Origin of the sequence: Bacillus sp. Marseille-Q3570, from assembly GCF_946151055.1 — a bacterium.
In the GTDB taxonomy this organism is placed as follows: Bacteria; Bacillota; Bacilli; order Bacillales; family Fictibacillaceae; genus Pseudalkalibacillus.
The window spans coordinates 88,560-107,991 of sequence record NZ_CAMGYZ010000008.1 but is presented as its reverse complement, the minus strand read 5'-3'; the positions used below and the strand labels follow the sequence as shown (position 1 = coordinate 107,991).

Sequence of the window (19,432 nt, the reverse complement as noted above, 5' to 3'; positions counted from 1 at the left end):
TATACAACCCCCTACTATAAATAGCGGACGATTCGTTCGGGTATTTCAGTGACATGAACGACTTCATCCACTTTTTCAGTTGCAATCGCCGAGCGAGGCATCCCATATACAACACAGGACTCTTCAGATTCTGCAATTGCAATTGTGTCTTCTTCCTCCTTTAAAGCTAACAGCCCTCTTGTGCCATCCGTACCCATCCCGGTCATGATCACTGCAATCTTTTGGTAGTTCTGAAGCATAGATAGACTGGTGAACATTTCATCGACAGAGGGGCGATGTCCTCTGACCGGCGGAGTTTGATTATCCAGTTCGATGATGATTTCATTTTGCTTATGTATAACTCTTAGGTGGTATCCACCGGGTGCAATATAGACCGTGTTGTTTCTCAATATTTCACCTGATTCTGCTTCTTTTACAACTAGTGCTGACAGCTTATTCAACCGTTCTGCCAAAGATTTCGTGAATCCAGTTGGCATATGCTGAACGATCAGGACTGGGGCATCAATGGAGTCCGGAAGCTTGGAGATGACTTCAACCAACGCCTTCGGACCACCTGTAGAAGTACCGATCGCGATAAGTTTCTTCTTTTTCGTCAAACCTTTATCCAATGGTTCTTTCGTAAAAGATGTTATCCGTCCTTTTTCACGCTCGGTGGTCCCTGCGACCTTAGCCACACTTGCCACCTTCACTTTGTTCAATAACTCTTCTTGCACTTTATGGATGTCCAGAGAAATCGCACCTGAAGGTTTTGAGATGAAGTCTACAGCTCCTACCTGCATTGATTCGATCGTCTGGGCAGCTCCCGCCTTTGTCACACTGCTTAACATGATCACAGGAATCGCATATTGTCCGATGATTTTCTTCAAGGTGGTCAAACCATCCATGACCGGCATGTCCACATCCAGTGTAATGACATCAGGTGAAAGTTGTGGAATTTTCCTCAATGCGTCTTCTCCATTACGAGCTGTTCCAGCAACTACGATTGCAGGATCGCTTGATAATAGATCTGAAATGACTTTACGCATGAATGCAGAGTCGTCAACAACCATCACCCTTATACTGCTCATGAGGTCCCCTGCTTTCTTGAAAAGTAGCGGGTGAATCGTTGGATGAAACCCTCATTTTTACGGGAATCGTCAGAGCTGCCTTGATAGATATCAGCTAACTTTTGAACAGATTTTGCCACATTGGAGTATGGCGCATGAATACGATATGGCTTTTGTTCTTTGACAGCTTTAAAGACCGCCCGATCTTCTGGCAGCATTCCAAGTAGTTTGATGTCCTTTTGGAGGAACTGTCGAGCTGCCTTTTGGATCCTCATTGCCACATCATCCCCTTCACGCTTATTCTCAACACGGTTCACGATAACAGAAATTGTGACAGAGGATCCTTGATGATGGATATGCTTCAACATGGCGTAGGCATCTGTTATCGCTGTTGGTTCTGGAGTTGTGATCAGCAGCACCTCATCTGCTGCTGTGATGAATTGCAGACTATCTCTGGAGGCTCCTGCAGCCATATCCAGAAAAATGTGATCATACCGCTCTTGAATTACCTTCATTTGTTGACAAAAGTGATTGAATTGTTCACTCGTCAACTCAAATAGTTTATTTAATCCATTTCCGCCGGCAAGGTAATCGACCTGGTCCGGACCCGATTCTATCAAGTCCAGGATCGGCAGCTGCTGTTCAACTAGGTCTACGATATTGTATCGGGAATATACTCCCATCAAGATATCCAAGTTCGCCATCCCGATATCGAGATCAAGAACCAAAACTTTTGATCCTGTTTTGGCAAGGGAGATTGCAAGGTTGATGGTCAGGTTTGATTTACCAACCCCTCCTTTTCCACTGACCACCGCACAAACCCTCGCAGAGGAGGGAACTGATCGGAATCTTTGACGAAGGATTTCAGCTTGATCATGCAAGTTGACCATCTCCTAATAGAAGGTCTGCAATACTTTCTGTTGTTACTTCACAGATATCGTCAGGAACGTTTTGCCCTGTCGTCATATATGCCACACCAAATCCCGTCTCCTCGATTAGATTCAATACATCACCGAAGGACTCTGTTTCATCCTTTTTTGTAAAAATGAATTTGTTTATCGGAATATTATTGAACTGAGCTACAATCCGCTTCATATCACTGTATTTGGAGGTAAGAGAGAGTACTAGATAGTTCTCCATATCCTCATTGAATTGGTAGACCTCTTCCAGGTCAGTGACATAATGAGTCTTTTTGTAATTACGTCCAGCTGAATCCACGAATATGACATCGTAATCCTGGAATTTTTCCTGGGCACTTTGGAAATCATCACGGTTATAGGCGACCTCTAACGGTACGTTGAGTATTTCAGCATAGGTTTTCAATTGATCGATTGCAGCGATTCGATAAGTGTCAGTGGTTATCAGCGCTACCTTCTTCTTTTTGTTCAGGACCGCATCCGCTGCGATCTTTGCAATGGTAGTCGTCTTACCGACACCAGTGGGCCCTATCAGATTGAGGAATTTCTTATCATATTCGAAGCCACCGAAATCAACGTTTGTTAATAATCCGCATATCTCTTCCTTCATCCACTTGTTGATCGACTCGTCAGCTACTAATTCAGATTCTTCCCGATACCATCTCTTTAATAATCGCTTGGAGAGGCTTGCCATCACCTCATTTTCAACTCCTTGATCTTCAAGGTCATTGATGATTTTTGTGATTTTTTCAGGGAATTGGATTGCATCAGATGATGACCTAGCCTCCACCATTTTCATGGACGGTTTGTTAGATGTATCGGATTTTTGTGCAATCTCATTCAATTCCGTAGTAGTATTTGTCACCTTTTCCATATTGTACTGCGGACTATAGTATGCATCCTTTTGTTCTCTTGGTATGGGATCAGGATCCAAAGCCGCCAATACTTCAAGAGATGGTTTTGTGAAAAAACCGAGGAACCCTCCAGTACGGATTTCTTTGGAATTGAGGATGACTGCATCCTTGCCGAGATCGTTCCTGATCTTTTTCATCGCCTCTGGCATGGTCGGTGCGATATATTTTTTTATTTTCATGATACATTCACCACCCCTATGCTCTGTACTTCCAGATTAGGTTCAAGTTCGTTATACGAAAGGACGACTACATCCGGTAAATATCGCTCGATTAATTGGCGGACATACATTCTTACAGCTGGTGAGCACAAAAGAACAGTTATCGGGCTTACTTCACTGACTTTCTTGATTTCATTCATTATAGAATCAAAAATGGTTTGTGACTCGTTCGGATCCATTGCGAGATAATTTCCATGTTCCGTTTGTTGGATGGATTCAGCAATCCGTTTTTCCACGCCACCAGATAAGGTGATGACTTTCAAGGAAGATTGCTCGTCACTATATTGCTTGGAAATCTGTCTTGATAAAGACTGACGCACATATTCAGTGAGAAGATCCGTATCCTTCGTCATCTGCCCGTAATCGGCTAATGTTTCAAAAATGATGGGTAAGTTCCGGATCGATAAGTTTTCTTTCAAGAGCTTGGTAAGTACTTTTTGGATATCACCGATCGTCAATGGATCCGGTGTGACATCTTCCACCAGTGCTGCATGGGATTCCTTCAAATGCTCGACAAGTTGTTTGACTTCCTGTCTACCTAATAACTCGTGTGAGTGTTTCTTGATGATTTCTGTAATATGCGTCGATACAACCGAAGGCGGATCCACAACAGTGTACCCCGAAAGCTCTGCTCGCTCCTTCAGGTCCTCCGAAATCCATAGGGCAGGGAGTCCAAAGGCAGGTTCTACTGTTTCTACACCCTCGATTTCTTCATCATCTACGCCCGGAGACATTGCCAAAAAATGATCGAGAAGGAGCTCACCTCTAGCAATCTCGTTTCCTTTGATCTTGATGCGGTACTCATTCGGCTGCAGTTGGATGTTGTCCCTGATTCTCACCACCGGTACGACAACACCTAATTCCAAAGCGAGCTGTCTCCGGATCATGACGATACGATCAAGTAAGTCCCCACCTTGACTAGTATCTGCTAGAGGGATCAAGCTATATCCAAACTCAAACTCAATGGGGTCGACCTGTAAAAGATTCACGACACTTTCTGGACTTTTCAATTCTTCTGTTTGGATCTCTTCTTCCACTTCTTCTTCGGAAACCTGTCGTTGTTGCTCTATACGGCTGAGATGATAGCCGCCATAAGCAAGTAAAAGTGCAATCGGTAATGTGAAGATATTCTGTATAGGAGTGAAAAAACCTAACAGGGCAATCGTTGCAGCAGCCACATATAACATGGCTGGATAGGCGAGCAATTGTTTTGTGATGTCTTGACCCAGATTCCCATCTGATGCAGCTCTAGTGACGATGATTCCTGTTGCAGTCGATATGATCAATGCAGGGATCTGGCTTACTAGTCCGTCCCCTACTGTTAATAGAGTATAAGTTTCGGAGGCTTCAGCAAGCGGCATTCCTTGTTGAACCATGCCAATGATGATACCGAAAATCATATTGATGATGACAATGATGATTCCAGCAATCGCGTCCCCTTTTACGAATTTACTGGCCCCGTCCATCGCACCATAAAAATCTGCCTCTTGTTCGATTTTTTGTCTTCTTTCCCGTGCTTCCCGTTCAGAAATCAAACCAGCGTTCAAATCGGCATCGATACTCATCTGTTTACCAGGCATGGCATCTAACGTGAAACGAGCTGCAACCTCAGAAACCCTCTCTGAACCCTTAGTGATGACGACAAATTGTATGATGATCAAAATCACAAACACGACGAAACCGACAAGAACATTACCTGCCACTACGAAGGAACCGAATGTATCAATGACGTTTCCGGCTTTCGCCTGGCTTAAGATTGAACGAGTTGTCGATACATTCAAGCCTAAACGGAATAGCGTGACTAGTAATAAGAGCGACGGAAAGATGGAAAATTGTAGGGGTTCTTTCGTATTCATCGCTATCAGGATTATGAGAAGTCCTAGTGATATATTTGTAATGATCAAGAAGTCCAGCATCCAAGTCGGTAGCGGGATGATCAACATCGTGATGATCAATATTACACTTAGTAGGACTGTCAGATCTCTTGGCTTCATCGCTGTACTCTCCTTTGGTTCGTTAACTGCTGCTTCGGCTATTTTAAACTTTCCTATCTTTAATCAATCAGTATTTTTCTATCTTTAATCAATCAGTTTAAAATTGACGAATTAGAAACAACACCGGCTAAAAACCGTCACGTCCTGTGACGACGCCGGTACTAGCACTTCCTGTGCGTCGAAAGTTCAAGGCACGTAGGTTTTAAGGACCGGAGCGACGAGCAATTCTTGCATAGATACTGCGAGTTGTACCGAGGAAGCTGACTTCAACGGTAGCACTTGTAGACGCAGGTACATATGCTCGATTTCTTGGACCGCTAAAACCAAGTAACGCTCACTGCCTAAAAACGTCACGTCCTATGACAACGACAGTACTAGCACATCCTGTACGTCGGAAATTCGCAGTTTATCATTCGGCTATTTTAAACTTTCCTATCAAATGAGCTTTTTCAAACGGTACACATAAGCCAACACCTCAGCCACAGCTTTGAACAGGGCTTCTGGGACTTGGTCGCCGATTTCCGTCTGGTCGTAAAGGCTTCTGGCGAGTGGTCGGTTTTCGACGATTTCAATTTCGTTATGTCTTGCGACTTCCCGGATTTTCAGTGCTACAAAATCTACACCTTTTGCAATGACGACTGGCGCATCGTGTAGGCTTTCATCGTATTTCAATGCGATGGCGTAATGGGTAGGATTAGTGATGACTACATCTGCTTTAGGGACTTCCTGCATCATCCTTTGCATCGCCATTTGTCGTTGTTTTTCTTTGATCTTGGATTTGATCAGAGGATCCCCTTCTGACTTCTTATGTTCATCTTTGAGGTCTTGTTTACTCATCTTGATGCTCTTTTCAAAATCGTACTTCTGATAAAAGTAATCCAATACGGCGAGAAATATGAGAAGAATAGACGCGGCCAGCCCCATTTGGATGGTCAACTTCCCAATTACGAGTAATGCATGTTCGACCGTCCCGTGTGACAACATTAAAATTTCATCCTTCTGTAACCATAAGACGGCAAAGGTTACAAATCCGACAAGTGATATTTTCAAAATCGATTTCAACAGTTCCACAATCGCCCTTAGCGAGTATATTCTTTTGAATCCCTTCAATGGATTGATGCGCTCCAGTTTCGCTTTCAATGGATCTGTCGAAAAGAGGACACCAACTTGCATATAGTTTGCTGCTACACCGGCAATCATCGCAATCAATAGAATTGGCGCGACGATTTTAGCTGCTTCAAACGCCATCACAGCCATTACTTGCTGGATATTTTCGTTTGTCGTATCAAAGTGGATGAACTCTCTGAAACTTATCTGGTAAATCGCCAATAACCTATCCAACATGAAAGGTGCGATCAGCCATAGGAATAAAAATACGATTAATAATATAATAGCGGTGTTAACATCGCTCGATTTCGCAACCTGCCCTTTTTTACGGCTATCTTCCCGCTTTTTGGGTGTTGCTTTTTCAGTTTTTTCTTGTGAAAAATATTGAAGATCAAGCGATAAATATGGCATTATTGACCACCTAACAGTCTCATCATTTTCTTCATAGCCTCAAGCATTTCGATATTCAACGAGTTGACCATCTGGAAAACGACTGGAATGACAAGCAATAAAACTACGAAACTGACGAAAATTTTCAAGGGCAGTCCAACAATGAATACATTCACTTGTGGTACTGTCCGTGAAATGATCCCAAGAGCCAGGTCAACGAGAAACAGACATCCAACCACAGGAATCGCCATCTGAAAAGCGATATAGAACATCTTGATCACAGTATCAGCTACTAACCTAGCAACATTCCCGTCCCCGAAAATGAAAGCCCATCGGTCGATTGGTGCAAATTGATAACTTTGATAGATCCCATTCAGGAACATATGATGGGCATCAATCGTCAGCAAAAACAATATTGCGAATATGTATAAGAACCTCCCGATAAGAGGTGTCTGGATACCCGTTTGCGGGTCGAATACATTCGCAATCGCAAATCCCATCTGTAAATCGATGAAGCCTCCTGCAACTTGTAACCCATATAAAAGGATCGATGCGATGAATCCAATGCTCAATCCGATCATCAATTCTTTCATCACGAGAAGGATGAACTCACCATTCAATGCAACCAATGGCGCCTGCAATGTTGTTACAATGAAAAAAGAAAACACGGCTGAGAATCCAATCTTATGTATTACAGGAATGTTTCGATAAGAGAATATCGGTATTGTTGCCATAAAAGCAGTAACTCTCACGAGAACCAATAAGAAAGCAGGAATGCTATTAACAAACTCCACCATACTCTACAAACCTATGTAATTATTGATATTACTGTATAACTCATGGGTGAAAGTCACCATTTGGGTCAACATCCAGGGTCCGAAGAAAATCAGTGAAACAAGCACAGCTACGATTTTCGGGATGAAAGCCAAAGTCTGCTCTTGAATTTGCGTAGTGGCCTGAAAAATACTGACAAACAGTCCGACCGCTAGCGCCAATATCAGAAGCGGACCACTGATGATCAATGTAGTATACACCCCTTTTTCAGCAAGGGAAATAACGAATTGTGAGTCCATTGAACAAACACCTTCTCATCTATTAATAACTCTCCAGCAGTGACTGGACAATCAAATACCAACCATCGACAAGGACGAACAACAATATCTTAAATGGTAATGAAATCATCACCGGAGGGAGCATCATCATCCCCATTGCCATCAGTACACTCGCGACGACCATATCAATGACCAGAAACGGTACGAAGATCATGAATCCCATCTGGAAGGCAGTCTTCAACTCACTTATTGCGAAAGCTGGTACCAGAGTCGTCAAAGGGATATCCGCCACACTTTCCGGTCGTTCCTCTCCTGTATAATTCATGAATAATGCCAGATCTTTCTGTCGCGTGTGTTTTGCCATGAACCCTTTCATTGGAATACTTGCTCGATCCATCGCTTCATCTTGAGATATTTCACCTTCCATGAACGGCGTGATCGCTTGTTCGTTCACATCGGATAGGATCGGTCCCATAATGAAAAAAGTCAGGAATAAAGCTAGTCCTATCAGAACCTGGTTAGGCGGCATTTGTTGTGTGGCGAGACCATTCCGGACAAAGGAAAGCACGATGATGATCCTTGTAAACGAAGTCATCAATACGAGAAATGCCGGGGCAAGAGAAAGGACAGTCAACAGGACTAACAGCCGAACTGTAGTAGCGACATTTTCCGGATCATTGTTGAACAGTTCATTACTGATACCTGGTAGTTCAATCATGGTCGTGCCCCTTCTTCTTTAAAGACTCCATCAACGCATTACGATTTTGCTTCGTATCATTCAGCTGTTTCTTCAAAATTCCTTGGAAGTTCGTTTTCTCAGATGTATTTCGGTTTTTCCATAACGAACTGATCCAGTCGGTAAATCCATTCATTTTTTCTGAACCAGTCATCTGTGGTTCATTAGTGGCCATCAATGCTTCGATTTCTCTTTCGTCATCAATCTCTTTGATCAATTCGACGTTATCCCCGACCCCCACGACAAGGATCCTGTTTCCCACTTTCACCAACTGAACGGACCGTTGATTTCCAAGCATCGTTCCACCAAGGGTCTGAATTCCTTTTCCTTGTTGGATTACTTGTGTGCGTTTATGCAACAGTTTCAAAACAAGTACCATAAGCCCAACTACTGATGCCAGTGCAAAAAGTACTTTCATCATCGTCCCGAATGTAGATGGTCCTGAGTCTGGTTCAGAGGCACTCACTGTATTTTCTTTCTCTTTCGGAACCTCTTTCCCACTCTCTGCATAACACTCAGAAACGGATTTCCCTTCGCATCCTACACGTGAATTGTCGGTATTGGCAGAGATGTACGATGGTCCCCCGAGTAATAGGAATCCTATCAGTAGGACCGATACGGTTGTTTTCCAATTCACAAGTGACACCTTCTTAGGCTTCAAGCGTTTTCTTGATCGCTTCAATGACACGCTCCGCTTGAAACGGTTTTACGATGAAGTCTTTCGCCCCAGCTTGAATTGCATCGATGACCATCGCTTGTTGCCCCATTGCAGAACACATGATTACCTTCGCATCAGAATTCACAGCACGAATCTCTTTCAAAGCAGTGATTCCATCCATTTCCGGCATCGTTATATCCATCGTCACAAGATCGGGTGTATGTTCTTTATACAATTCAACCGCTTGTGCTCCATCACTTGCTTCACCTACTACATCGAATCCATTCTTTGTAAGGATATCTTTGATCATCATTCGCATGAATGCTGCATCATCTACAATTAAAATACGGTTTGCCATGTTTCGTTCCCCCTGAAATAGTGTTATTGTAATTTTTCTAATCGATCTCTCTGGCTGATTATCTCTGTTACTCTTACACCGAAGTTCTCATCAATGACAACAACTTCTCCTTTAGCGATCAATTTCTGATTGACCAGGATATCGACCGGCTCCCCAGCCAGCTTATCCAATTCGATGATCGAACCATGTGACAATTCCAAAATATCTTTGACGGATCGTTTCGTGCGACCAAGTTCCACAGTGACCTGTAATGGGATATCCAACAACATGTTAAGGTTTCGTTGGTCCACCGAAACAGATTCATTAGGCGCGAAATCAGTAAATGCCGCTGGATGGACATTTGCGTTACGCTGATTCGTATAAGTCGGTTCAATTTGCTCTCTATCAGGTTGTTGATGTGTTAACCCTGCAGTCTGATGGCTCTCTGTGGCCATAGTTGCTGATGGTGCTGATTGTACAGGTTCTTCATAAGCAGGTTCTTCGTTCATCGGATCATTTCCGCTTTTTGGATTCATTAGCTGATCTACCAGTTCTTTTCCGAAATGCAGCGGTACAAGTTGCATGATATTCGAATCGATCAAATCCCCTACTTTTAATGTGAATGAGACTTTTACAAGAACATCATCTTTCGGAATATTGTCCGTCCCTTCATCTGCATTCACATCCATCAAATCAATGGTTGGAGGAGAAATATCAACTCGTTTATTGAACACGGTCGACATCGATGTGGATGCTGATCCCATCATCTGATTCATCGCTTCTTGCACTGCACTTAGGTGAAGTTCTCCCAACTCACCATGAGGATTCGTACCGTCACCACCAAGCATGAGATCCGCAATGATCTGCGCATCTGAAGTCTTGATCACTAGCAAATTCGATCCATCGAAACCTTCTGTATAGCTTACCAATACAGCTACATGAGGCTTAGGAAATTCATCAGAAAGCTTGTTTCGTTCCACAATCGAAACATTCGGTGTCGTAATCTCGACCTTCTGATTCAAAAGTGTGGATAATGCAGTCGCTGCACTTCCGAATGAGATGTTCCCGACCTCTCCGATCGCATCTCTCTCAATGTTTGTTAACAGTTCTTCATCCGCTTCCTCTTTTGGACTTTCATTTCCGCCATTCAATAGAGCGTCGATTTCTTCTTGTGAAAGCATGCCATCACTCATCATTAAAGTCCCCTTTCTCGTAAGCATCAATAATTTGGATCGCCATTTGATTTTTCACCTTACCGGGTTGTCCGATAAATTTATTTTTCCCTTGTATATTGATCGTCAATGGCTCTGAAATTTTCTGATCTAACTCCAAAACATCATTATTCGATAACGAAAGGAATTCCTGGACAGAGATCTGGCAACTGCCTAGCTCCGCGGTAAGCGGCAGCATAGCTGTCTTCACCCTGCTCTCCAGCTTTTCGACTTCTTCTGGCAGTCTTTCACGCTGCTTATTCTGCATCCAATGATGAACAGACAGCTTTGGAATGATGGGTTCTAATACGACATGCGGCAGACAAATATTGATCATCCCGCTTGTTTCGCCGATTGTTGTCGTCAACGAAATGACAACAACTGTTTCATTAGGTGAAACCATCTGAAGGAATTGAGGGTTTACTTCAAAATCCAGCATCTCGGGTTCCACATCAATGATCGTCCCCCATGCTTCACCGAAACAATCCAAAGCCCGGTCAAAGAGCTGGTTCATGATCCTCGTCTCAATTTCTGTCAAACTATCAACCTTGTTCATCCCTTTTCCTTGCCCGCCCAAGACCCTGTCGAGCATCGCATAGGCAATGTTCGGGTTGACCTCGATCAGCAGGCGACCATCCAAAGGCGGTGCCTCGAACAGATTCAAGATGGTCATTTTAGGGACGGATCGAATGAACTCTTCATATGGAACCTGGTCTACCGATGCTACTGTTATTTGGACGTATGTACGAAGCTGGGCAGAAAAGTATGTAGTCAATAAACGTGCATAATTTTCATGGATACGGGTCAGGCTCCTTACTTGATCTTTTGAGAACCTTAGTGCTCTTTTGAAGTCATACACTTTCACTTTCTTTTCTGCTTCTTCTTTTTTTAATTCCTCAGCATCCATTTCTCCAGTGGATATCGCTGACAATAGTGCGTCAATTTCATTTTGGGAGAGTACATCTGCCAAGAGCCTCACCTCTTTTCTGTTGTAATTCTCAGCTTCTTATTGGACAACTTTTTCAGTAGTGAACACTCGGACAACCTTACCGCTATCAAGAAACTCATTGATCGTCTTTTGCAGGCTGGATTCCAGGTTTGCAATACCTTCAGGGCCCTGTAATTCGTCGGATTTCGTTCCAGAAAGCTGATAGATGATCGAATTCTTCACCTGGAACATCCTGGTCTCCAATTCTTTCTTCGCTTTCGAGTTATCTACTTGGATTCGGAACGCCATCTTTGCAAACCCTGTATCTTCCAGATTGGTCATGATCTGTTCAGTATCGACAGAAAGATCCTTCAATTCATTCGCTGATCGTTCATCAGAAGCTTTTACCTCATCTTTAGAGGATAGATTCATATAAAGCACTACACCTGCAACAGCAACGATGGAAATAGCTGTAATCATAACCAGCATGGTTTTGACGAGGTTATTTTTCACGTTTGATCATCCTCCTTTTGCTTCGGCAATCCTAGAATCGAGATTTCCTTATAAAACGTGTTGACTGCTTCCTGAACTTCATGAATCCCCTCTTTCACAACGAATTTCCTTCCATTTGTAAGGGTGATCGTCGTATCGGGAAAAGCTTGTACCTGTTCGATATAAATGGCATTCAATGTAAAGGTTTGTCCATTCAATTTGGTGAGTTGGATCATGTTAAGGGGGGCTAGTCAGTGCCAGCCCCTTTCACCTCACTTTATCGCTTTAAATTGACGAGCTCTTGAAGGATTTCATCTGATGTCGTGATGATACGTGTATTTGCCTGGAAACCACGCTGTGCGACGATCATTTCGGTGAACTCTTCAGAAAGATCCACATTGGACATTTCAAGAGCACCAGCAACGATTTCACCTGCTCCATCTTCACCTGGAGTTGCTAAAGCATTTACATTAACTTCACCAGAGTTGGTAGTTTGTTGGTAAAGGTTGGATCCGACTTTTTCAAGTCCTCCGTTATTAGCAAATTTAGCTATTCCAATTTGTCCTGCTTCTGTTACTTCTCCACTAGTTGCATCAATATAATTAACCGTCCCATCATTACCGATACTGAAGCTTTCTGCATCTACAGGGATATTAATCGCCTGACCAGCTGTGTCTAACAATTTCAATCCATCAGAGTTGACTAAGTCCCCGTTTTGATCTAAATAAAAATTTCCTGCACGCGTATAGAAGTTATTAGTCTCATCTCCAACAACGAAAAATCCATCTCCAGATAATGCAAGGTCAAGAGGTCTTCCTGTCGTTTGCAGGCTTCCTTGTGTATGGATCGTATCGATGGTTGAAAGCTGTGAACCCAGTCCTACCTGTTTTGGGTTGACCCCACCCCGGTTATCATTCGGAGCACTCGCACCTGAAATTTGCTGTGACACAAGATCTTTGAAGGTCGTTCTCCCTTTTTTGAATCCGTATGTATTCACGTTTGCGATATTGTTCCCCAACACATCTAACTTCGATTGGAAGTTTTTCATTCCACTGATTCCGGAGTACATTGAACGTAACATCTTTAAAAATCCCCTCTCATTTTTAGGTGTGCTGCCTCAGTCAGTCAGCAGCATCAGAGCTTCCTTTTCGGTCCAGCTCTATGTAGTAATAACATTAATAAGATAAAGTTAACTCTCCTTAATAATTCAAAACAATGGCACCGTTTATGTTCGTGAAAATATGATCCGCAGCTTCTTGTCTATTCATCGCGGTGATGACGGTATTATTCGTCGTATTGACGACAAGTGCCGCTTCTCCAACCAATACAAGCGAATCCTTGATCCCTTTATGTTTCGCTTCCGTTATCTTTTCGTTGATTCGTTCCCAGGTAGGTTGTTCGATCTTGATGTTACGCTCTGCTAATCTAGCATTAGCGTGCTTGGATACCTTCAACTCTTGTACCTGGCTTTGGAGAAGGTGTTGAAAATTGGTCCTGATCTGTTCCTTCTTATAGATCACTTTGTTCCTTGGCGGTATCGATGAAGTGATCGGGGGTTGATAAACTCGTTGCATCTGATCACCTCTTTTCTTTTTTTACGCTGATAATGTGATGATCTGACTTGGTGATACTTTCGTTCCATCCGTCAATTCGATTTTGGTTTCGCCTTTATCGAAATGGACCTTTGCAACCTCACCTGTCAAAGTCGTCTCAACCGGTTGGCCATCTTCTTTGGATTTATCGATCCAGGTGATTTCCTTACCGATCAATTGACTATACTGAAGGAGCTGTCCATTATTCTGATGTGACACCCAGTTTTGTAACGTATCATTCATATTGACCATCTGTTCAAGGCTTGAGAATGAGGCCATTTGGCTGATGAATTCACGATCCTCCATCGGATTTAAAGGATCCTGGTTTGCTAACTGCGCGATCAGGATTTTCAAAAAATCATCTTTGCCGAGATTCGTGTTGCCTGTCTGTCTCAACTGAGCGCGATCCGGGAGCATTAAACTTTGGTCGATTTTAGCTTCCATCGATATTACACCTCCTCATCGATTCCCATTTCCTTCAATAGTTGCTCGAAAGAACCTTGATTTTCTTCTTCGTTTTTATGTCCTTCTTCATGCGTTTGTTCTCTACTTGAAGACTGTTGATTATCGTGTTCTGGATCATCACTCATCCATTCAGGCGTATGGCTGCTGATTTCAATCTTATCGATGTTGATATTCTGACTTTGTAAGGAATGTCGTAATTGGTGCAGGTTCGTTTCAATCAATTCTTTCGCCTGTACAGTTGAAGCGATGATTTTTGCTGCGATCTCTCCATTCCTTTGGACAATCTGGATATCGAGTGATCCTAGATTCTCAGGGAAAAGTTTAATGCTGAGCTGAGTACTGCCATTCGGAAGTGTCATGATCCTACCGCGATTCAATATCTTGGCAAGGTCATTCCCGAACTGGCTAGAGGGTGTATGCTCTTGTGGTGCATGCAATATGAATTGTTCAACTTTGCTCATGTTCGTAGGGCTTGTCACACTAAAAAGCCCTGATGCTGTTACCCCTTCAGACTTCGGAAGTTGAACCCCGATCTCCTGACTTCCTGTTTTCCCAGCTGGTGCTGCCGGCTGATTTTTCATATGAAAAAACATCGACTGATTGAAATTCTTGCTCGTCATCTTCAGATCATTCGTTGGTGCAGTTGTATTTCCGGTGCTTTGTGGTGCTGCTTTCCCCTGCAGATCCATCAGCATCTGTTTCAAATTGTGTTGTTGAGGTATTGCGTGTAGAGCATCGTTTTTCATCAAGAATTTTATGAACTCTTGCAGACGTCCTTCAGGTTTCATGTTTCTTTCAAATAGTTGAGGGTCGATCTGCTGCATAACTTCAATCATGGGCCTGCCCATTCCGCTTTGTTTCAGATCTTTGATGATTTCCTCACCATTTCCATCCAATGGTTCGAGAATAGGCATTGTCTTCACCAGGTTTTTCAGTAAAGGCTGAGGGATTTGTTGAAAATGTGATAGCTCAGTGTGCAATTGCCCGATCACTTCTTCAAGACTTAAATCTGTTCCATTCTGATCATTCAGCTCATCTTGGAATTGTGCTAGCAGATTCAGCAATTGTTCACTCGTCATTTCATCCTGTTCCTGTGGTACATTCAATCCGAGCGCTTCAGCAACAACTTTACCGAATGCTCCTTCTCCCTTTTTCGGGTTTGTTTGTGCTGTTTTAGGGCCAGGGAACATTTGTGTGTTCATCAACATGTTGGCTACGACTGTCATCTTTTCACCTCCTTTCAGTAGATGAACATCAATTTGTTAAAAGCTTAGTCAATTCCGCAGCTTTTTCTGGATTCATTTCAGCTAACACGTTCGCTTGAGTATCCGAATCAAGGCTTGCGATGATTCTCGCCGCTTCACTCTGCTCCATACTTTCAAAGATTTTAGCAGCGTTCCCAGGCGCCATCGTTGTATACACATCTGATATCTTTGCCAACGCTTCATTTTCTTGCGATTGGTCTTCTTCTTTCTTTTGTAATTGATTTTTCAATAGAGCAATATCGGATTGATGCTCTTTGATGTCTTCGTCCTTTTGCAGCACTGCTTTTTCTGCCTCTTCCACTTGTTTCTGCAGCGTTTTGATCTGACTTTCCATCGATATGATCAAATCTCCGTTAGACTTTTCTGCATTCTCTTCAACTTCAACCCAATTCGAAACGACTGGCACATTTGCTGCGTAGTTCTTTCCTTTCTCGATCAAGTTCACACCCATCAATGAAAAAATGATGACTGATAATGAAGCTGCGAAAAGTAATGGGATGACCACCACAAGCAAGAACCATAAAACTTTATTCGATTTCTTCTCCAAAAGCGCCTCACCCGATTTCGTCTGAAGTATGTCTCAATACAGCCAGTTCATCTGTTGCTTTCATTTCATCGATCTTACTATTGTATTGATATCGACTAAATTGTCTTTCTTTCAACTTTTCATATTTTTTCACATCAATCGTCTCAGACATGAGTCTGTCGTGCGCCATCTGCATATTCTCCCTGGCATGCTGCAACCTTTGCTGTAACGATTGCACCTGGTAGTCCAGTTGGTCAATATACTGATTGTAATGTTGCAAAGTTACGATCTTATCTCCATCGATCATCCGCTGGGACTGCTGATACTGGAGTGTTTCCTTCTTTTTTAAGACTTCATATAACTCGTAGCCGATCTCCTCGAATCGCTCTTGTGTTTCTATGTATTCCTTTTGGGTCTTGTCCTTTACTTGTTGCTTATAATCAAGGACTTGTTCCATCCTGAATTGATACCCCATCGTCTACCTCTCTTCCTGGAAAAGTCTTAAAAGCTCTTCAATTGATTGGGAAGCATTTACATCATCATTGGTTTTCTGGCGTAGGAACTCCATGATTTTAGGAAAGTAGTGAATGGCATCATCCACTTTTTTCGAACTCCCTTTTTTATAAGCGCCGATCGAAATCAGATCCTCCGACTCTGCATAAGATGCAAGAAGTTCCCTTGCTTTCGCTGCTGCCTTGATATGTTCAGGATCAGCTATATTGTTCATGATCCGGCTTACACTTTTCAAAACGTTTATAGAAGGGAAGTGCCCCTTGTTTGCAAGGTCACGATCCAGGACAATATGCCCGTCCAGTATCCCTCTGACAGCATCAGCAATGGGTTCATTCATATCATCCCCATCGACCAATACGGTATAGAATGCTGTGATACTGCCCTCCATACAGGTTCCTGACCTTTCCAAAAGCTTTGGCAACAAGGCAAAAACTGAAGGTGTATATCCTTTTGTGGCGGGAGGTTCACCAACTGCCAGGCCTACCTCGCGTTGTGCCATCGCAACACGTGTCACAGAATCCATCATCAGCATGACGCTCTTTCCCTGATCCCGAAAGTATTCAGCTAATGTAGTCGCAGTGAGTGCTCCCTTTATTCTTAATAGTGCAGGCTGGTCTGAAGTCGCTGCTACAACGATCGTTTTACGCAGTCCTTCTTCACCAAGTTCGTGTTCTACGAATTCTCGAACTTCACGGCCACGTTCACCAATTAGGGCGATGATGTTTATATCCGCACTTGATTGTCGCGCTACCATCCCCATCAATGTACTTTTTCCTACTCCGCTTCCAGCGAATATTCCAATCCTTTGGCCATTGCCAACCGTCAAGAAACTATCTATTGCTCTTACGCCGCAACTAATATTTTCAGTAATCCTGGGCCTCTTCATAGGATTAGGTGGTGTGGCATCCGTTAAACAAGCCGATAGGCCATTGGGTAGTTCCTCGCCATCCAGCGCTCTACCCAATCCATCCAACACTTTGCCGATCAAGGCTTTCCCAGCTTTGATCTGGAGTGGTTTACCTGTCGCTTCTACTAAACTTCCAGGGGAAATTTCCTGTATTGATGTAAATGGCATGAGAAGGACATGTTCTTCTCGGAAACCGACCACTTCAGCTGGAATCCTTTTGTTGATCGAATCACCTGTGTGGATGTAGCACACATCACCGATCGAGGTTTTCGGGCCTTTTGATTCGATCATGATTCCGATAACCCGATTCACTTTACCAAAGCGTTTGAAAGGATCGATCTTTTGAACTGCAGTCAACATCGGTTCAATGTCCATGTTCCTCACCCACGAATTCCATAAGTTTTGTCTTGATCTCTTCCAACTGGCTGTCGATAGAAGCATCAATACGGCCGTATTTCGTCTCAATCAGACAGGTGTGGTCTTTGATGGACCCTTCAGGATAAACGACAATCTCCGAATTCAATTGAACCGAAAGTTCTTTGGTAAAAGTGGACGTCAGCTCATAATACTTTGGAGATATAAATAGTTTTATATCCTCTTCACCTTTCACCTGTTTCAATGTTTCTTGGATAAATCTTGTCCAGTTTTCATCAGATTCAAGTTTGGCAGCAAGAATTTTACCGGCTATTTCTACACTCAATCTCAGTATTTCAGGCTCTGATTCGATGATTTTTTTCCGGTAATCGGATTGTGCCGAAGATAGGATCTTGTTCGCTTCATCCAACTTCGATTTATAATCTTCTTCTGCTTGTGCAAGCCCTTTTTGATATCCTTCTTCAAAACCTTCTGAAGAGGCTTGATCTCGTGACTCCTTTATTTGTCTATCGATTGTTGCCTCTTTTTCTACTAACTCTTTTTCCTTGGCCGCAGATTCTGTTTCAGCGTGCCTCAAGAGCTCTGCTGCTTGCTGTTCAGCTCTTTCGATGATCGACTGTGCTTTTTCCTCTGATTTCAAGCGTGCTGTTTCTGTAAAATCTTCGGTGTCCTGTAAAGGCTCTAAAGGCCGAAATGTGTTCAATCGTTTGATTTCGATCGGTTCACTAGCGGTCTTATCTGAAAGAGGTGAAAACTTTATGACTCTAGACAATGATATCGTCTCCTCCACCACGAGCGATCACAACTTCTCCAGCTTCTTCAAGTCTACGAATGATCGATACAATACGTGATTGTGCTTCTTCTACATCACGAAGCCGAACCGGTCCCATATATTCCATTTCTTCTTTAAAATTATCCACCATCCGTTTGGACATATTCTGATAAACGATCTCTTTGACTTCTTCACTTGCTGCTTTCAATGAAAGTAAGAGATCCTCATTCGGTATTTCACGGATGACTCTTTGAATCGAGCGGTTATCCAACGTTACGATATCTTCAAACACAAACATTCTCTTTTTGATTTCCTCTGCTAGTTCAGGATCCTGTACCTCTAACGCATCAAGGATCGTTCGTTCTGTACTTCTGTCAACCCCATTCAACACTTCCACGACAGCCTCGATTCCACCGGCCTGCGTAAAGTCTTGTGTAACCGTTGTAGAAAGCTTCTGTTCAAGAATCTGCTCGACTTCGGTTATGACTTCTGGGGATGTACGATCCATCAAAGCGATCCGTTTAGCAACGTCTGCCTGCACTTCTTGGGGCAGTTCAGATAAAATTTGGGCTGATTGTGCCGATTCCAGATAAGAAAGAATCAATGCAATCGTTTGCGGGTGTTCATTCTGGATGAAATTCAAGATCTGCCCCGGATCCGCTTTCCTTGCAAAATCAAATGGTCTGACTTGCAATGTAGATGTCAAGCGGTTGATGATGTTCGATGCTTCACTTGCCCCTAAAGCTTTTTCGAGTACTGTTTTTGCATACCCTATACCACCCTGTGTGATATATTCCTGTGCTAGGGCAATTTGATGGAATTCATCTATGATGTCCTCTTTGATCGATGATTCAACTTTTCTTACATTCGAGATTTCCAATGTCAAGCGTTCAATCTCTTCTTCACTTAGATGCTTATAAACTTGTGCTGAAACATCCGGCCCCAGTGAAATCAATAGAACAGCTGCCTTTTCTCTGCCGGAAAGTTTTTGTAGTCCTCTAGCCACTGGTACCACCC

Annotated in this window: 23 protein-coding genes; all 23 read right to left on the bottom strand. The window is 43.0% G+C overall.

Features of this window, described 5'->3' with window-relative positions; all coding sequences use genetic code 11:
* Positions 1-14: 14 nt before the first annotated feature.
* The 23 genes from N8M93_RS14185 to fliG all read right to left on the bottom strand — a co-directional run bounded on the left by N8M93_RS14185 (position 15) and on the right by fliG (position 19,421).
* A complete protein-coding gene (locus tag N8M93_RS14185; RefSeq protein ID WP_261132861.1) occupies positions 15-1,067 on the bottom strand; it encodes a chemotaxis response regulator protein-glutamate methylesterase in 1,053 nt (350 codons plus the stop codon).
* The gene (locus N8M93_RS14180) at positions 1,064-1,927 is read right to left on the bottom strand and encodes a MinD/ParA family protein (protein ID WP_261132859.1); all 864 of its coding nucleotides are present in this window, start codon (positions 1,925-1,927) and stop codon (positions 1,064-1,066) included. Before N8M93_RS14180 ends, N8M93_RS14185 begins: the two co-directional genes overlap by 4 nt.
* Positions 1,920-3,056 carry a flagellar biosynthesis protein FlhF gene (gene flhF, locus N8M93_RS14175; protein WP_261132857.1) on the bottom strand — a complete coding sequence of 379 codons (1,137 nt, stop codon included), beginning with the start codon at positions 3,054-3,056 and terminating at the stop codon, positions 1,920-1,922. Before flhF ends, N8M93_RS14180 begins: the two co-directional genes overlap by 8 nt.
* Positions 3,053-5,089, bottom strand: a complete 2,037-nt coding sequence (gene flhA / locus N8M93_RS14170) for a flagellar biosynthesis protein FlhA (protein WP_261132854.1) — start codon at positions 5,087-5,089, stop codon at positions 3,053-3,055. Before flhA ends, flhF begins: the two co-directional genes overlap by 4 nt.
* Before the next feature lie 435 nt (positions 5,090-5,524).
* Positions 5,525-6,607 carry a flagellar biosynthesis protein FlhB gene (flhB, locus tag N8M93_RS14165; RefSeq protein WP_261132852.1) on the bottom strand — a complete coding sequence of 361 codons (1,083 nt, stop codon included), beginning with the start codon at positions 6,605-6,607 and terminating at the stop codon, positions 5,525-5,527.
* On the bottom strand, positions 6,607-7,383 hold the full coding sequence (gene fliR, locus N8M93_RS14160) for a flagellar biosynthetic protein FliR (protein ID WP_261132851.1): 777 nt from the start codon (positions 7,381-7,383) through the stop codon (positions 6,607-6,609). Before fliR ends, flhB begins: the two co-directional genes overlap by 1 nt.
* Positions 7,384-7,386: 3 nt before the next feature.
* Positions 7,387-7,659, bottom strand: coding sequence for a flagellar biosynthesis protein FliQ (fliQ, locus tag N8M93_RS14155; RefSeq protein WP_221564333.1), 273 nt, complete (start codon positions 7,657-7,659; stop codon positions 7,387-7,389).
* Between the two features lie 22 nt (positions 7,660-7,681).
* Positions 7,682-8,356, bottom strand: a complete 675-nt coding sequence (gene fliP / locus N8M93_RS14150; protein ID WP_261132848.1) for a flagellar type III secretion system pore protein FliP — start codon at positions 8,354-8,356, stop codon at positions 7,682-7,684.
* Positions 8,349-9,011: a flagellar biosynthetic protein FliO gene (locus N8M93_RS14145; protein WP_261132846.1), complete on the bottom strand. Its 663-nt coding sequence runs from the start codon at positions 9,009-9,011 to the stop codon at positions 8,349-8,351. Before N8M93_RS14145 ends, fliP begins: the two co-directional genes overlap by 8 nt.
* Before the next feature lie 13 nt (positions 9,012-9,024).
* Positions 9,025-9,390 (bottom strand): response regulator, encoded by a 366-nt coding sequence (locus tag N8M93_RS14140; protein ID WP_221564325.1) that lies wholly within the window; start codon positions 9,388-9,390, stop codon positions 9,025-9,027.
* A gap of 23 nt (positions 9,391-9,413) precedes the next feature.
* Positions 9,414-10,565: a flagellar motor switch phosphatase FliY gene (fliY, locus tag N8M93_RS14135; RefSeq protein ID WP_261132844.1), complete on the bottom strand. Its 1,152-nt coding sequence runs from the start codon at positions 10,563-10,565 to the stop codon at positions 9,414-9,416.
* Complete coding sequence (fliM, locus tag N8M93_RS14130; protein ID WP_261132843.1) at positions 10,555-11,550, bottom strand: flagellar motor switch protein FliM; 996 nt, start codon at positions 11,548-11,550, stop codon at positions 10,555-10,557. Before fliM ends, fliY begins: the two co-directional genes overlap by 11 nt.
* Before the next feature lie 36 nt (positions 11,551-11,586).
* Entirely contained in the window at positions 11,587-12,021 is a 435-nt protein-coding gene (locus N8M93_RS14125) for a flagellar basal body-associated FliL family protein (RefSeq protein WP_261132841.1), read from the bottom strand.
* Complete coding sequence (locus tag N8M93_RS14120) at positions 12,018-12,236, bottom strand: flagellar FlbD family protein (protein WP_261132839.1); 219 nt, start codon at positions 12,234-12,236, stop codon at positions 12,018-12,020. The genes N8M93_RS14125 and N8M93_RS14120 overlap by 4 nt, the downstream gene beginning before the upstream one ends.
* Positions 12,237-12,277: 41 nt before the next feature.
* Entirely contained in the window at positions 12,278-13,081 is an 804-nt protein-coding gene (gene flgG / locus N8M93_RS14115) for a flagellar basal body rod protein FlgG (RefSeq protein WP_261132837.1), read from the bottom strand.
* A gap of 118 nt (positions 13,082-13,199) precedes the next feature.
* Positions 13,200-13,574, bottom strand: a complete 375-nt coding sequence (locus N8M93_RS14110; RefSeq protein WP_261132835.1) for a TIGR02530 family flagellar biosynthesis protein — start codon at positions 13,572-13,574, stop codon at positions 13,200-13,202.
* 21 nt (positions 13,575-13,595) lie between these two features.
* A complete protein-coding gene (flgD, locus tag N8M93_RS14105) occupies positions 13,596-14,036 on the bottom strand; it encodes a flagellar hook assembly protein FlgD (protein ID WP_261132833.1) in 441 nt (146 codons plus the stop codon).
* 5 nt (positions 14,037-14,041) lie between these two features.
* Positions 14,042-15,283: a flagellar hook-length control protein FliK gene (locus tag N8M93_RS14100; RefSeq protein WP_261132832.1), complete on the bottom strand. Its 1,242-nt coding sequence runs from the start codon at positions 15,281-15,283 to the stop codon at positions 14,042-14,044.
* 28 nt (positions 15,284-15,311) lie between these two features.
* Positions 15,312-15,869 carry a MotE family protein gene (locus N8M93_RS14095; RefSeq protein ID WP_261132831.1) on the bottom strand — a complete coding sequence of 186 codons (558 nt, stop codon included), beginning with the start codon at positions 15,867-15,869 and terminating at the stop codon, positions 15,312-15,314.
* 7 nt (positions 15,870-15,876) lie between these two features.
* Positions 15,877-16,323 carry a flagellar export protein FliJ gene (gene fliJ, locus N8M93_RS14090; RefSeq protein ID WP_261132830.1) on the bottom strand — a complete coding sequence of 149 codons (447 nt, stop codon included), beginning with the start codon at positions 16,321-16,323 and terminating at the stop codon, positions 15,877-15,879.
* Positions 16,324-16,326: 3 nt separating this feature from the next.
* A complete protein-coding gene (gene fliI / locus N8M93_RS14085; protein WP_261132827.1) occupies positions 16,327-17,643 on the bottom strand; it encodes a flagellar protein export ATPase FliI in 1,317 nt (438 codons plus the stop codon).
* The gene (gene fliH / locus N8M93_RS14080; RefSeq protein ID WP_261132825.1) at positions 17,633-18,415 is read right to left on the bottom strand and encodes a flagellar assembly protein FliH; all 783 of its coding nucleotides are present in this window, start codon (positions 18,413-18,415) and stop codon (positions 17,633-17,635) included. The genes fliI and fliH overlap by 11 nt, the downstream gene beginning before the upstream one ends.
* Positions 18,408-19,421 carry a flagellar motor switch protein FliG gene (gene fliG / locus N8M93_RS14075; protein ID WP_221564291.1) on the bottom strand — a complete coding sequence of 338 codons (1,014 nt, stop codon included), beginning with the start codon at positions 19,419-19,421 and terminating at the stop codon, positions 18,408-18,410. The genes fliH and fliG overlap by 8 nt, the downstream gene beginning before the upstream one ends.
* Between the last annotated feature and the right edge of the window lie 11 nt (positions 19,422-19,432).